The sequence below is a fragment of the Amycolatopsis lexingtonensis genome (assembly GCF_014873755.1).
Taxonomy (GTDB): domain Bacteria; phylum Actinomycetota; class Actinomycetes; order Mycobacteriales; family Pseudonocardiaceae; genus Amycolatopsis; species Amycolatopsis lexingtonensis.
This window is the reverse complement of the sequence record NZ_JADBEG010000001.1, coordinates 8,326,577-8,339,820: the sequence shown is the minus strand read 5'-3', so window position 1 is coordinate 8,339,820 and position 13,244 is coordinate 8,326,577. Positions and strand designations below refer to the sequence as shown.

12 protein-coding genes are annotated in these 13,244 nt (G+C 69.5%); 9 read left to right on the top strand and 3 right to left on the bottom strand.

All coding sequences use genetic code 11. The features are described 5' to 3' along the window. Positions 1 to 1,158: an isochorismate synthase gene (locus tag H4696_RS38805; protein WP_086856276.1), complete on the bottom strand. Its 1,158-nt coding sequence runs from the start codon at positions 1,156 to 1,158 to the stop codon at positions 1 to 3. 83 nt (positions 1,159 to 1,241) lie between these two features. Beyond that, the gene (mihF, locus tag H4696_RS38800; protein ID WP_051767699.1) at positions 1,242 to 1,553 is read right to left on the bottom strand and encodes an integration host factor, actinobacterial type; all 312 of its coding nucleotides are present in this window, start codon (positions 1,551 to 1,553) and stop codon (positions 1,242 to 1,244) included. Positions 1,554 to 1,987: 434 nt separating this feature from the next. Here mihF and H4696_RS38795 point away from each other — a divergent pair, with 434 nt between their 5' ends. The 7 genes from H4696_RS38795 to H4696_RS38765 all read left to right on the top strand — a co-directional run bounded on the left by H4696_RS38795 (position 1,988) and on the right by H4696_RS38765 (position 10,348). Beyond that, a complete protein-coding gene (locus tag H4696_RS38795) occupies positions 1,988 to 3,616 on the top strand; it encodes a long-chain fatty acid--CoA ligase (protein ID WP_086856277.1) in 1,629 nt (542 codons plus the stop codon). Positions 3,617 to 3,718: 102 nt separating this feature from the next. Further along, the gene (locus tag H4696_RS38790; RefSeq protein WP_086856278.1) at positions 3,719 to 5,005 is read left to right on the top strand and encodes an ABC transporter substrate-binding protein; all 1,287 of its coding nucleotides are present in this window, start codon (positions 3,719 to 3,721) and stop codon (positions 5,003 to 5,005) included. Further along, complete coding sequence (locus H4696_RS38785; RefSeq protein ID WP_086856279.1) at positions 5,002 to 5,898, top strand: carbohydrate ABC transporter permease; 897 nt, start codon at positions 5,002 to 5,004, stop codon at positions 5,896 to 5,898. Before H4696_RS38790 ends, H4696_RS38785 begins: the two co-directional genes overlap by 4 nt. Before the next feature lie 29 nt (positions 5,899 to 5,927). Further along, positions 5,928 to 6,710: a carbohydrate ABC transporter permease gene (locus H4696_RS38780; RefSeq protein WP_086856327.1), complete on the top strand. Its 783-nt coding sequence runs from the start codon at positions 5,928 to 5,930 to the stop codon at positions 6,708 to 6,710. 133 nt (positions 6,711 to 6,843) lie between these two features. Then, a complete protein-coding gene (locus H4696_RS38775; RefSeq protein WP_086856280.1) occupies positions 6,844 to 8,568 on the top strand; it encodes a TIGR03767 family metallophosphoesterase in 1,725 nt (574 codons plus the stop codon). A 53-nt stretch (positions 8,569 to 8,621) separates the two neighbouring features. Beyond that, positions 8,622 to 9,023 carry a PaaI family thioesterase gene (locus H4696_RS38770; RefSeq protein WP_086856281.1) on the top strand — a complete coding sequence of 134 codons (402 nt, stop codon included), beginning with the start codon at positions 8,622 to 8,624 and terminating at the stop codon, positions 9,021 to 9,023. A gap of 71 nt (positions 9,024 to 9,094) precedes the next feature. Next, on the top strand, positions 9,095 to 10,348 hold the full coding sequence (locus H4696_RS38765) for a peptidase C39 family protein (RefSeq protein WP_086856282.1): 1,254 nt from the start codon (positions 9,095 to 9,097) through the stop codon (positions 10,346 to 10,348). 59 nt (positions 10,349 to 10,407) lie between these two features. Here the strand turns inward: H4696_RS38765 and H4696_RS38760 are convergent, their stop codons facing one another. After that, a complete protein-coding gene (locus tag H4696_RS38760; protein ID WP_086856328.1) occupies positions 10,408 to 10,857 on the bottom strand; it encodes a carboxymuconolactone decarboxylase family protein in 450 nt (149 codons plus the stop codon). Positions 10,858 to 10,934: 77 nt separating this feature from the next. On the opposite strand from H4696_RS38760, the gene H4696_RS38755 reads away from it, so the two are divergent. Together H4696_RS38755 and H4696_RS38750 are read left to right on the top strand one after the other, a co-directional pair. After that, a complete protein-coding gene (locus H4696_RS38755; protein ID WP_086856283.1) occupies positions 10,935 to 11,771 on the top strand; it encodes a sigma-70 family RNA polymerase sigma factor in 837 nt (278 codons plus the stop codon). 285 nt (positions 11,772 to 12,056) lie between these two features. Continuing rightward, a complete protein-coding gene (locus tag H4696_RS38750; protein ID WP_086856284.1) occupies positions 12,057 to 13,154 on the top strand; it encodes an S-(hydroxymethyl)mycothiol dehydrogenase in 1,098 nt (365 codons plus the stop codon). The last annotated feature ends 90 nt before the right edge of the window (positions 13,155 to 13,244 follow it).

Below are 13,244 nucleotides of genomic sequence, written 5' to 3'. Positions count from 1 at the left end.
TCAGACCGAGGTGAGGTCCTCCAGGCCCATCGCCGTCAGCAGCGTGCGGAACTTCGCCGTCGTCTCGTCCAGTTCCGCCTGTGGGTCCGAAGCCGCCACGATGCCGCCGCCCGCATACAACCGCATCGACGTCGACGCGATCTCCGCGCAGCGGATCGCCACCGCCCACTCGCCGTCGCCTGCCGCGTCGACCCAGCCGACCGCGCCCGCGTAGTAGTCGCGGTCGAAGGGCTCCAGCTCCTGGACCAGGTCACGGGCGTCCGCCGTCGGGGTGCCGCAGATCGCCGGGGTCGGGTGCAGCGCCGCCGCGAGGTCCAGGGCCGTGATGTCCGGGTCGATCAGCTCGCCCGTGATCGGGGTGCGCAGGTGCCAGATCGCCGGCGTCGTCACCAGCTCCGGGCCCGCCGGGACGTCCAGCGTGCGGCAGAACGGCCGCAGCGCCTCGACGAGGTAGTCGATGACCACCGCGTGCTCGAGCTGGTCCTTGCGGGACGTCCGCAGCGCCTCGCCGTTGGCGCGGTCGGTCGCCGGGTCCGCGGACCGCGGCATCGAGCCCGCGTGCGGCGACGAGAACACCGTGCGGCCGGTGCGGCGCAGCAGCAGCTCGGGCGTCGCGCCGACGAGCGTGCGGCCGCCGGGCACCTCGGCCGCGTACGTGAAGTGCCGGGGGTTGCCGGCCGCCAGGTTGCGCACGACGCGCTCGGCGGACACCGGCGACGAAAACTCGAGGTCCAGGGCGCGAGCCAGCACGACTTTGCGCAGATCCCGCGAAGCCAACGCGTCCACCGCGGCGCGCACGGCGGCCATGTGCTGCGCGGGCGAGGGCACCGCACGCACCCGAACGGGCGCCGCCAGGACCTCACGCGCGAGCGAAGGCGCGCCCTCGGCGCGGTGGACGGTCCGCGGCACGACGAGGTGACCCGGCACCTTCGTGTCGGGCCCGGTGTCGAACGGCAGGACACCGACGGCCAGCGGGGCTCCGGTCTCGGCCAGGACGCCGGGGATCGCCGAAGCGAGCCGCCGCGGGTCCGTCTCGGTGACGGTCCGGAGCACGCCCTGCGCCAGGAGTGCGCGCTGGGCCGTCGTGAAGAGGAAGTCGCCACGCTGGTAGCGGGCGGCGAGGTCGAGTGCCGGGGTCGCCGGGTCAGGTGAACTCACGACTCCAGCGTCCCAGGCTTCGGGAGATCCGCGAGGGGAGTGTCACGAGCGACACTCCCCTCGCGGGAGCTCCTGACGACGAGCTACTTGAGCGCGTCGATGAGCGCCTCGCGCTGGCGCTCGCCCAGGCCGGCCGCACGCCGGTCCGGGTCGATGCCGGCCTGCTCGAGCAGGGCGGCGACCTTCACCGCGCCGAGGCCGGGGACGGCCTTCAGCAGCTGGGTGACCTTCGTCTTCCCGATGGTCTTGTTCTCCTTGGCCTGCTTGAGCACCTTCTCGATGCTCTCCTTGCCGGACTTGATCGACGCGAGCAGCTCCGAACGCGCCTTGCGAGCCTCGGCGGCCTTGGCCAGGGCCTCGGCGCGCTGCTCCGGAGTCAACGTAGGCAGAGCCAACGTAGTGTCCTTTCCTCTCAGGTCTCCGCTTTCGCGGCCGACAGCTTTTGTGAGTGCTTGCTCCTGCAAGCGCTGCTCAGCCGTCTCTTGCCACGGCCCCAGTAAACGCCACCGGCTGCGTGGCCGTGCAACCGACACGCACTTATTACCCCCGGAGGTGATACCGGGCAACCCGCTCCGGCCTGCGGAAACGCTCCCAATAAGCGGCTCGAGTGGCCAGACTCACCCGGAAGTGGAGCCTCCGTTACCGCACGTATTTCCTTGCCTATAAGGAAAGGCGGAAAAATTGATGATCTTGATCATCGTCCGGTTGTCGCCCGATCGCGCGACGACCGTGACCGAACGGAGCCGTTGTTGACCATGCCCGCTTCACCCGATCCGCACTAGAGTCGGCGCAACCCCAGTTCACCGGCGAACGACCCCCGGGAGCGACCATGTTGAGCACCATGCAGGACGGCCAGCTGTCGCTGGCCAACCTGCTCCGCCACGGCACGTCGGTGCACTCGGCGAGCGAAGTCATCACCTGGACCGGTTCAGAAGCCCGGCGCGAGACCTACGGCGAGCTCGGGCGCAACGCCGCCCGCCTCGCGAACGCGCTCCGGAGCATCGGCGTCACCGGCGACCAGCGCGTCGGCACGTTCATGTGGAACAACGCCGAGCACCTGGCCGCCTACCTGGCCGTCCCGGCGATGGGCGCCGTGCTGCACACCCTGAACATCCGCCTCTTCCCCGAGCAGCTGACGTTCGTCGCCAACCACGCCGAGGACCAGGTCGTCATCGTCGACGGCACGCTCGTCCCGCTGCTGGCCAAGCAGCTGCCCGAGTTCAAGACGGTCCGGCACGTCATCGTGGCCAACGGCGACGCAGCGTCGCTTCAAGCCCCGGACGGCATCCAGGTGCACGCCTACGCCGAACTGCTGGCGGCCCAGCCGGACACCTTCGACTGGCCGGACGTGGACGAGCGCTCGGCCGCCGCGATGTGTTACACCTCGGGCACGACGGGTGACCCCAAGGGTGTCGCCTACTCGCACCGCTCGATCTGGCTGCACTCGATGCAGGTCTGCATGAGCGACAGCATGAACCTCGCGCAGAGCGACAAGGCGCTGGCCATCGTGCCGCAGTTCCACGCGATGGCGTGGGGCCTGCCGTACGCGGCGCTGATGGTCGGCGCGTCGCTGGTGATGCCGGACCGCTTCCTCCAGCCGGCCCCGCTCGCCGCCCTGCTCGCGGCCGAGAAGCCGACCTTCGCCGGCGCGGTCCCGACCGTCTGGCAGGGCCTGCTCGCCCACCTCGAAGCGCACCCGCAGGACATCTCCCACCTGCGCGAAGTCGTCGTCGGCGGGTCGGCGGTGCCGCCGTCGCTGATGCACGCCTTCCAGGAGAAGCACAAGGTCTCGATCCTGCACGCCTGGGGCATGACCGAGACGTCGCCGCTGGGCAGCGTCGCGCGCCCGCCGGCGTCCGCGACCGGCGACGAGGCCTGGCGCTACCGCTACACGCAGGGCCGCTTCCCGGCGTCCGTGCGGGCGCGGCTGCTCGACGACGACGGCACGGTGCTCCCCTGGGACAACGAGGCCGTCGGCGAGCTCGAGGTCCAGGGCCCGTGGATCGCCGGCTCGTACTACGGCGGCTCGCAGGTCGACCCGGACAAGTTCCACGACGGCTGGCTGCGCACCGGCGACGTCGGCAAGATCAGCCCGGACGGCTTCCTGACGCTGACCGACCGCGCCAAGGACGTCATCAAGTCCGGCGGCGAGTGGATCTCCTCGGTCGACCTGGAGAACCAGGTCATGGGCCACCCGGCGGTGGCCGAGGCCGCGGTCGTCGGCATCCCGGACGAGAAGTGGGACGAGCGGCCGCTGGTCGCCGTCGTGCTCAAGGAGGGCCAGACCGCGACACCCGAGGAGCTGCGCGACTTCCTCAGCGACAAGGTCGCGAAGTGGCAGCTGCCGGAGAACTGGACGTTCGTGGACGAAGTCCCCAAGACGAGCGTCGGCAAGTTCGACAAGAAGCGGATCCGCGCGTCCTACTCCGAGGGAAAGCTCGACATCTCCCAGCTCTAACGGGTAAATCTCCGGCGTGGCTCGAAGTCCGTGAATGCCACATTGAGGGACGCTAGGTCCCTCAATGTGGCATTCACGGACGTACGCGGAGGAGTACTGGGGATGCATAACAGGCGCAGGTTCTTGGCGTTGGCGGGTGCGGGCGCGCTGACGGCGGCGTGCGGGTCGAACACCGGGCGGCAGGGTGACCCGCCACCTTCCACGGCGTACTCGGCGGGGCCCCCGCCGTCGGAAACCCCGAAAGTCGCGCTCCAGCAGTGGTACCACGCGTACGGCGAGGACGGCGTCCAGGAAGCCGTGAAGCGTTACGCGGCGAGCTACCCCGGCGCGACCGTGAACGTGCAGTGGAACCCCGGCGACTACGACTCCAAGATCGTCACCGCGCTGCAGAACAGCAAGGTCCCGGACGTCTTCGAGGCGCAGGTCAAGATCGACTGGGTGCGGCAGAACCAGGTCGTCTCGCTCGACGACGTCATCGCGCCGGTGAAGGGCGACTTCAGCCCGGCCGTGCTCGCCGCGCAGACCGTCGAAGGCAAGGTCTACGGCATCCCGCAGGCCACCGACACGCAGGTGCTCTTCTACCGCAAGAGCCTGCTGCAGGCCGCGGGCGTGCAACCACCGCAGACGGTCGACGAGCTGATCGACGCGGCCGCGAAGCTCACCAAGGACGGCGTCAAGGGCTTCTTCGCGGGCAACGACGGCGGCGTCGGCGTGCTCACCGGCCCGCTGCTGTGGTCGGCGGGTCTCGACTACCTCAAGAACGGCAACCGCGAGGTCGGCTTCGACGACCCGCGCGCGGCGACCGCGCTCGGCAAGCTGCACACGCTCAACACCAACGGCTCCCTGCTGCTCGGCGCCCCGGCCGACTGGTCGGACCCCGGCGCGTTCGTCGACGGGCTCGCCGCGATGCAGTGGACCGGGCTGTGGAACATGCCGAAGATCCGCTCGGCGTTCGACGACGACTTCGGCGTGCTCCCGTTCCCCAAACTGGACGGCAGCGGCGCGCCCTCGGTGCCGGTCGGCGCGTACGGCGCGATGGTCAACGCCAAGAGCGCGCACGTCGCCGAGGCCAAGGCGTTCGTGAAGTGGCTGTGGATCGACCAGACGCAGAACCAGCTCGAGTTCGCGACGAAGTTCGGCTTCCACGTGCCGGCCCGCCAGAGCCTGATCGACCGCGCGGACAACCTCAAGAGCGGCCCGGCCGCCGACGCCGCCCGGTTCGTCAAGGAGAACAGCCACCTCGTCGGCGGTCCGGTGTGGACCCAGCAGGCGAACACGGCGCTGTCCGACGCGGCCGCGAAGATCGCCAAGGAGGGTGCGGACCCGGCGGCGCAGGTCAAGACGGCCGTCGGTGTGGCCCAGTCCGAGCTGAAGCGCTTGTTCGGATGAAACGGCGCGACGCGCGCGCTTTCTGGCTCTTCGTCGGACCGTTCCTGATCGGGCTCGCGGTCTTCGCGTACCTCCCGATCGGCTGGAGCGCGTACCTGTCCTTCTTCGACGCGCGCAACACCGTGACCCCGACGGACTTCGTCGGGCTGGACAACTACGGGCACATGCTCACCGACGAGCCGTTCCTGTCCAGCCTGGGCACGTTCAGCGTGTTCGCGGTGTTCATCGTGCCGCTGACGTTCGTGCTGTCGCTGGCGCTCGCGCTCGGCGTCAACCAGCTGAGGTTCGCGCGGGCGTTCTTCCGGTCGGTGTTCTTCCTTCCGTTCGCGTGCTCGTACGTCGTGGCGTCGCTGATCTGGAAGACGTCGCTGTTCTCGGGTGTCCGATATGGACTGGCGAACACGGTGCTGTCGGTGTTCGGCGTGGATCCGGTGGCGTGGACCGGGACGGTGCACCCGCCGCTGTACTGGATCGTGCTGGTGACCGCCCGGCTGTGGCTGCAGCTGGGCTTCTACATGATCCTGTTCATCGCCGCGCTGCAACGGATCCCGAAGCACCTCTACGAAGCCGCGTGGCTCGACGGCGCGAAACCGGGCTGGCAGGTGTTCCGGTACGTGACGCTCCCGCAGCTGCGCGCGACGGCGGTGGCGGTGCTGCTGCTGAACCTGATCAACGCCTACCAGGCGTTCGACGAGTTCTACAACATCATGGGCGACAGCCGCGGCTATCCGCCGTTCGCCCGGCCGCCGTTGGTGTACCTCTACTACACCTCGCTGGGTTCGGGCGGCCAGGACCTCGGCCGCGGCAGCGCGGGCGCGGTGATCCTGGCGCTGATCATCGCACTGGTGACGTTGTTGCAAGGCCGCGTGCTGCGCTTCGGGAGGCAGGCGTGAGGACGTTCCTCCGGTGGGCCGCACTGATCGTGGCGGCGGTCCTGTTCCTGCTGCCCTTCTACCTGTTGCTGCGCAACGGCTTGGCGTCGCGGGCCGAGATCACCGCTCCCGAGTGGACGTTCTTCCCGTCCACAGTGCACTGGGAGAACTTCTCGAAGCTGTTCTCCGCGCAGGATGTCCCGTTCGCGCGCAGCCTGCTCAATTCGGCGATCGTGGCGGTGCTGCAGACGGTCGGCCTGCTGGTGCTCTGTTCCCTGGCCGGCTACGGCCTGGCCCGGATCCCGTACCGGCATGCCAAGATCGTGTTCTACGCGGTGCTGGCGACGCTGATGATCCCGACGTCGGTGACGTTCGTGCCGAGCTTCGTGGTGGTTTCGTCGCTGGGCTGGCTGTCGGACTTCCGCGGCCTGGTGATCCCCGGGCTGTTCAGCGCGTTCAGCGTGTTCCTGTTCCGCCAGTACTTCCTCGACTTCCCGCGCGAGCTGGAGGAAGCCGGGCGGGTGGACGGGCTCAGCCGCTGGGGCGTGTTCTGGCGGATCGTCGTGCCGAATTCGAAGGGCTTCTTCGCGGCGATCGCGGTCATCACGGTGATCGGCAGCTGGAACGCGTTCCTGTGGCCGCTGATCATCGCCCAGTCCCCGGATTCGTGGACGGTCCAGGTGGCGCTGTCGGGGCTGCTGACGGCCCAGAACCCGCAGCTGAACCTGCTGTTCCTGGCGGCGGCGGTGTCGATCCTGCCGATCGTGCTGCTGTTCGCGTTCCTGCAGCGGTACCTGGTGCGCGGGGTGACCGAGTCCGGCCTGACGGGCTGAAATGACCACGACCTTCGGCGGTACACCCACCTCGACGCCCGTGACATGGTAGCTCGAAATGTCACGTTCATCGCCCGGACACCGACGTCCGGCACGGTGCTGGGCAACCGAGAAGACTGGGGAGCGAACAACCATGGCCGAACTCACCCGGCGCACCGTCGCCACCGCGGGCGCCGCCGGTCTCGGGCTCCTGCTCTGCACGCCCACCGCGAACGCCCTCGACCGCGCCCTGCGGCTCACCGGCACCCGGTCGGTCAGCACCACCGGCACCACGCTCGAGCAGGTCGCGACGGCGTCGGGCACGGGCTACTCGCGGCTGTCCGCGGGCCCGGGCTGGCCGCTGGTCGTCCGCAGTGACCTAGCCACGCCGCAGAGCGGCCGCGACGATCGGCGCCGGGCGCTCAGCGCCTTCGTGCAGTTCACCGACCTGCACATCACCGACACCGAGAGCCCCGCGCGGTTCGAGTACCTGCACCCGTTCATCGGCTCCGCGCACCGGCCGCAGGAGGCGCTCGGCACCGTCGCCACCAGCGCGCTGGTCGAGCGCGTCAACAGCGTGCGCCAAGGCCCGTTCACCGGGCGGCCGTTCGACCTCATGGTCACCACCGGCGACAACACCGACAACCACGAGCTGATCGAGCTCGACTGGTTCCTCAAGGTCCTCAACGGCGGCAGCGTCACCCCCGGCTCCGGCGACCCGAACGTCTACGAAGGCGTCCAGAGCTCGGGCAACAAGGAGTACTGGAACCCGTCGATCCCCGGCGTCGGCGACGACTACTCGGCCAAGGGCTTCCCGCAGCTGCCGGGCCTGCTCGAAGCGGCCATGAAGACGTTCACCGCGCCGGGCCTCGACGTGCCGTGGTTCTGCACCTTCGGCAACCACGACGACAGCATCGTCGGCTCACTTCCGGCCCAGATCCCCGGCATCGACGCCTGGTACACCGGGAAGTACAAGGTCATCGGCAAGGACGAGACCACCGCGAAGAAGCTCGCGGACGCGATCAAGACGCCGGGCTCGAGCATCCCGGTCACCGAACTCTTCGGCGGCTCCGGCACCATCCGCGAGATCACGCCGGACGCCCGGCGCCGCCCGTTCACCACCGGCGAGTTCGTCCGCGCGCACCTCGACACCGCCAACACCGGCCCCGGGCCGGTCGGGCACGGCTTCACCAGCGCGAACGCCGACGGCAGCAACGTTTACTACACGTTCCGGATCGCCCCGGGCATCACCGGGATCAGCCTCGACACGACCACCGACGCCGGGTTCGCCGACGGGTCGATCGGGCTGACGCAGTACAACTGGGTGGAGTCGACGCTCAAGCGGAACAGCTCGGCGTACTACGACTTCTTCGGCCGCAAGGTCACCCACGCCGTCACCGACGAGCTGTTCATCCTGTTCAGCCACCACACCAGCGGCTCGATGGGCAACCTGCTGCCGGACTCGCGCCACCTCCTCGACCCGCGCCTGGACGGCAACGCGTTCGTCGCGCTGCTCAAGCGGTTCCCGAACGTGCTGGCCTGGGTCAACGGCCACACGCACCGCAACCAGATCACCGCCCACGCCGGCAACACCCCGCGGCAGAGCTTCTGGGAGATCAACACCGCGTCGCACGTCGACTTCCCGCAGCACGCCCGGATCGTCGAGGTCGCGGACAACGCCGACGGCACGTTGTCGCTGTTCACGACGTTGATCGAGGCGGAAGCGCCGTACGCGGTGGACTACGGCGCCCGGACGCCGCAAGCGCTTGCGTCGCTGTACCGCGAACTGTCCTACAACGACATCCACACCGACCCGGGCCGCGTCGGGGCGAGCGGGGACCACAACACCGAGCTGCTGCTGGTCAACCCGCTGTCCTGACGTTACCCCGGAGGTAATCGCCCCGCGGCGGGCTTTCGGGCAAGCTGCGGGGCATGACCGATCCCGAGGGCACGCAGCTCTTCCACCGCTCCATGCCGTTCTCCGAACGCCTCGGCGTCGAGGTGCTGGAACACGGGCCCGCGCTCGTCCGCAGCCGGCTGAAGTGGGACGAGAGCCTCTGCACGCTCGGCGGCGCGCTGCACGGGGGCGCGCTCATGGCGCTGGCCGACTCGACCGGTGCCGTGTGCGCGTTCCTCAACCTGCCCGAGGGCGGACAGGGCACGACGACCGTCGAATCGAAGACGAACTTCCTGCGCGCGGTGCGTTCGGGCTACGCCGTTGCGTCGTCCAGACCACTGCACGCCGGGCGCAAGTTCGTCGTCGTGGAAACCGAGGTCCACGACGACGACGGCAAGTTGGTCGCGAAAGTGACACAGACCCAGGCCGTCCTCTAGGTACCTGTTTACATACCTCGCCGGACCGGCGAAAATCCTCGCCTACTGGGTGGGTCGAGCGAGGAGCCGCGATGCGGGTGCGCAGTCTGTTCACACTACTGTCGGTTGTCGTGCTGACAGCCGTAACCGTTCAAGTCGCCGAAGCGGGGCCACGCGACGACGAAGCCGTCGACTACCACGAGTGGACCGGCGGCCGCTTCCACGAAGGCGACTTCGCCGGGCTCGCGCTGACCCGGGACGGCCTGCGCATCACGCGCCCGATCGGCACGGTGCAGCACACCGAGCCGGAGCTCGGCACGACGCGGACGTACGAGTACAGCCAGTGGACGTCCCCGTCGTACCGGCAGGGCTTCGGCGCGACGCAGCTGGTCGCGTCCTGGAACGCGAAGACGCCGGCCAAGACGTGGCTGCAGGTCGAAGCGCAAGGCCGGACGTCGGCCGGTGCCGAAACCGGCTGGTACGTGATGGGCCGCTGGGCCAGCGGGGACGCCGACATCCTGCGCACCAGCGTCGACGGCCAGGACGACGCGAACGCGCTGGTCGACGTCGACACGCTGGTCACGAAGGCCGGGGTGACGCTGAAGTCGTACAAGCTGCGGATCAGCCTCTACCGCGAAGCCGGCTCGGGCGCGACGCCGTCGGTGTCGCTGCTGGGCGCGATGACGTCGGCGGTGCCGGACCGCTTCGAGGTGCAGCCGACGAAGCCGGGCCGCGCCACCGGGATCGAGCTGAAGGTGCCCGCGTACGCGCAGAACCTCCACAAGGGACAGTTCCCGCAGTACGGCGGGGGCGGCGAAGCCTGGTGCAGCCCGACGTCGACCGAGATGGTGGCCGAGTACTGGGGCAAGAAGCCGTCCGCCGAAGAGATGTCGTGGATCCCGGCCGACTACGTCGACCCGCAGGTGGCCTTCGCGGCGCGCTACACCTACGACCACGCCTACGACGGCACCGGGAACTGGCCGTTCAACACCGCCTACGCGGCGTCGCGCGGGTTGAAGGGGCACATCACGCGGCTGCACTCGCTGAACGAGCTGGAGAACTACATCGCCCGCGGCATCCCGGTGATCACGTCGCAGTCGTTCCTGGCCTCGGAGCTGGACGGCGCCGGCTACGGGACGGCAGGGCACATCATGGTCGTCGTCGGGTTCACCAAGGACGGCGACGTGATCGCCAACGACCCGGCGGCCAGCAGCAACGACCGCGTGCGGAACGTCTACAAGCGCGACCAGTTCGAGAAGATCTGGCAGCGGACCAAGCGCTACCGCGCGGACGGCACGGTGGCCGGCGGCCCCGGCGGCATCGCGTACATCATCACCCCCGCCTGAATCCGTGAAGGCCTCCTTAACGGGCAAAAAAGCCGGTAAGGAGGCCTTCACGGCTTTTGTCACCAGGTCTTGCCGGCCTGCTCCCCGATCGCGCGGTTGATCCGGTTGAAGAAGCCGGTCAGCGCGATGTTCAGGACGATCGCCGACAGCTGCTTGTCGTCGAAGTGCGCGGCGGCGGCCGCCCAGATCTCGTCGGTGACGCCGGGCTGGCCGTCCTGGATCCGCGTCGCGGCTTCGGTCAGGGCGAGCGCCGCCCGCTCCGGCTCGGTGAAGAACGGCGTCTCGCGCCAGGTGACGACGTTGTGCAGCCGTTCGTCGGTCTCCCCCTGCCGCTTCGCCGACGCGACACCCGCGAAGACGCACGGGCTGCAACCGTTGATCTGGCTGGCCCGCAGGTGGACCAGTTCGAGCAGCAGCGGATCGACGCCGGCGCCGTGCACCGCCTTGAACAGCTGCTGGACCGCGCCGGTCACCTCGGGACTGCTGTCGTTCGCCAGCCGTGCTTCCATCTTTTCCTCCATCGGTTACCTGTGCCCCTCCGGGCTCGTCACCACCACGACGGAGCGGAACCGAGGAAGGTAACGACATGCCCGACACGCTGGCCGAAGCGTTCGAAGAGCGGCGCGACCGCTTGCGCGCGGTGGCCCACCGCCTGCTCGGCTCGCACGCCGACGCCGAGGACGTGGTCCAGGAGGCCTGGCTGCGCCTGTCGCGCCAGGACGCGGCGGCCATCGAAAACCTCGACGGCTGGCTGACCACGGTGGTCGGCCGGATCAGCCTGGACGTCCTGCGTTCGCGCAAGTCGCGCCCCGAGTCGCCCTACGACGAGATCGTGGTGGCGGTCGACGACGGCACCGAGGACGTCGCCCGCACGGACTCCGTCGGCCTGGCACTGCTCGTGGTCCTCGAGTCGCTGGGCCCGGCCGAGCGGCTGGCGTTCGTCCTGCACGACCTGTTCGCGGTCCCGTTCGAGGAGATCGGCCGCATCCTGGGCAAGTCCGCGGGCGCGACGAAGATGCTGGCCAGCCGCGCCCGCCGCAAGGTGCGGGCCGCGGACCGGCCCCCGGCGGCGGGACGTTCGCAGCGCGTGGTGGTCGAGGCGTTCCTGCGCGCGGCTCGCGACGGCGATTTCGAAGGGCTGCTGCGGGTGCTCGACCCGGACGTCCAGTTGACGGTGGACACCCCGGGCGGCGTGGTGGTGGTACTGGGCGCGACGAAGGTGGCGGCGGGCGCCCAGTTCGGCGCGGCGTCCGGCGGCAGCACGGTGCTGGTCGGCGGGCTGCCGGGCGTGGTGGCCTGGCGTCCGGACGGGTCGCCGTTGTCGGTGGTGGCGTTCGTGGTGGCGGACGGCCGGGTCACGCGCATCGCCGCGGTGGCCGACCCGGTGCGGCTGGCGTCGATGGACCTGCCGAGGCCCGAGTGAGGAGCACGTCCGGCCCCGCCCCAACCTGCCCAAGCCCCGGCGCGGCGGCTTCGCAGGCGTCCTGAATGAGTCATTCAGGTCTTCGGAGGTCCTGAATGACTCATTCAAGACATTCAGGGACACCGGACCTGCCACGCCGAGCTGACTTTGACCTCTGAGCCGAGTTGCGGAGGACGCAACCCGTTGCGTATTCACCACCGAACCTCACTCATGCGGATGTCGCCATCTCCGCATGATCCGTGATTAGCTGCGGGCAGGACCGCAGGAGCCGGAAGGTGGATTCGCATGCCGTACGAGGTGCAGGGGGTCGTTTCGCGGGCGAAGGGCGAGCCCGTCTCGCTCGAGACCGTTGTGGTGCCCGACCCCGGGCCCGGCGAGGCCGTCGTGAACGTGCAGGCCTGCGGGGTCTGCCACACCGATCTGCACTACCGCGAAGGCGGGATCAACGACGACTTCCCGTTCCTGCTCGGCCACGAAGCCGCCGGCATCGTGGAAGCCGTCGGCGAGGGGGTCACCGATCTCGAACCCGGTGACTACGTCATCCTCAACTGGCGCGCGGTCTGCGGCACCTGCCGGGCCTGCAAGCGCGGCAAGCCGTGGTACTGCTTCTCCACCTTCAACGCCAGCCGGCCGATGACGCTCGCCGACGGCACCAAGCTGTCGCCCGCGCTCGGCGTCGGCGCGTTCCTCGAGAAGACGCTCGTCCACAGCGGACAGTGCACCAAAGTCAACCGGGAAGCCGAACCCGCCGTCGCCGGGCTGCTCGGCTGCGGGGTCATGGCCGGGCTCGGCGCCGCCATCAACACCGGGGCCGTCACCCGCGGCGACTCGGTGGCCGTGATCGGCTGCGGCGGGGTCGGTGACGCCGCCATCGCGGGCGCGAAGCTGGCCGGCGCCACCACGATCGTCGCGATCGACATGGACGACCGGAAGCTGGAGTGGGCCAAGGACTTCGGCGCGACGCACACCCTCAACAGCCGTGGCCTCTCCGAGGCGCAGGTCGTCGAGGCCATGCAGGACGCCACGAACTCCTTCGGCCCCGACGTCGTCATCGACGCCGTCGGCCGCCCGGAGACCTGGCGGCAGGCGTTCTACGGGCGCGATCTGGCCGGCACCGTCGTGCTCGTCGGCGTGCCGACGCCGGACATGCGGCTCGACGACCTGCCGCTGATCGACTTCTTCTCGCGCGGCGGCTCGCTGAAGTCGTCCTGGTACGGCGACTGCCTGCCGAGCCGGGACTTCCCGATGCTCGTCGACCTCTACCTGCAGGGCCGGCTGCCGCTGGACAAGTTCGTCACCGAGCGGATCGGCGTCGACGGCGTCGAGCAGGCCTTCGAGCGCATGCACCACGGCGACGTCCTGCGCAGCGTAGTGACGTTCTGATCCTCTTCACCGACGAGGACTACCCGGCCGACCCCTACCCGGGGACCCGGCCGGGCTTCTCCTTCGTCCACACCCAGGGCGCCGGCCACC

What these genes read in the sequence shown, in the direction of transcription:
- H4696_RS38795 (WP_086856277.1), top strand. Translation starts at nt 1,988, where the DNA reads ATGTTGAGCACCATGCAGGACGGCCAGCTGTCGCTGGCCAACCTGCTC.
- H4696_RS38790 (WP_086856278.1), top strand. Translation starts at nt 3,719, where the DNA reads ATGCATAACAGGCGCAGGTTCTTGGCGTTGGCGGGTGCGGGCGCGCTG.
- H4696_RS38785 (WP_086856279.1), top strand. Translation starts at nt 5,002, where the DNA reads ATGAAACGGCGCGACGCGCGCGCTTTCTGGCTCTTCGTCGGACCGTTC.
- H4696_RS38775 (WP_086856280.1), top strand. Translation starts at nt 6,844, where the DNA reads ATGGCCGAACTCACCCGGCGCACCGTCGCCACCGCGGGCGCCGCCGGT.
- H4696_RS38770 (WP_086856281.1), top strand. Translation starts at nt 8,622, where the DNA reads ATGACCGATCCCGAGGGCACGCAGCTCTTCCACCGCTCCATGCCGTTC.
- H4696_RS38765 (WP_086856282.1), top strand. Translation starts at nt 9,095, where the DNA reads ATGCGGGTGCGCAGTCTGTTCACACTACTGTCGGTTGTCGTGCTGACA.
- H4696_RS38760 (WP_086856328.1), bottom strand. Translation starts at nt 10,857, where the DNA reads ATGGAAGCACGGCTGGCGAACGACAGCAGTCCCGAGGTGACCGGCGCG.
- H4696_RS38755 (WP_086856283.1), top strand. Translation starts at nt 10,935, where the DNA reads ATGCCCGACACGCTGGCCGAAGCGTTCGAAGAGCGGCGCGACCGCTTG.
- H4696_RS38750 (WP_086856284.1), top strand. Translation starts at nt 12,057, where the DNA reads ATGCCGTACGAGGTGCAGGGGGTCGTTTCGCGGGCGAAGGGCGAGCCC.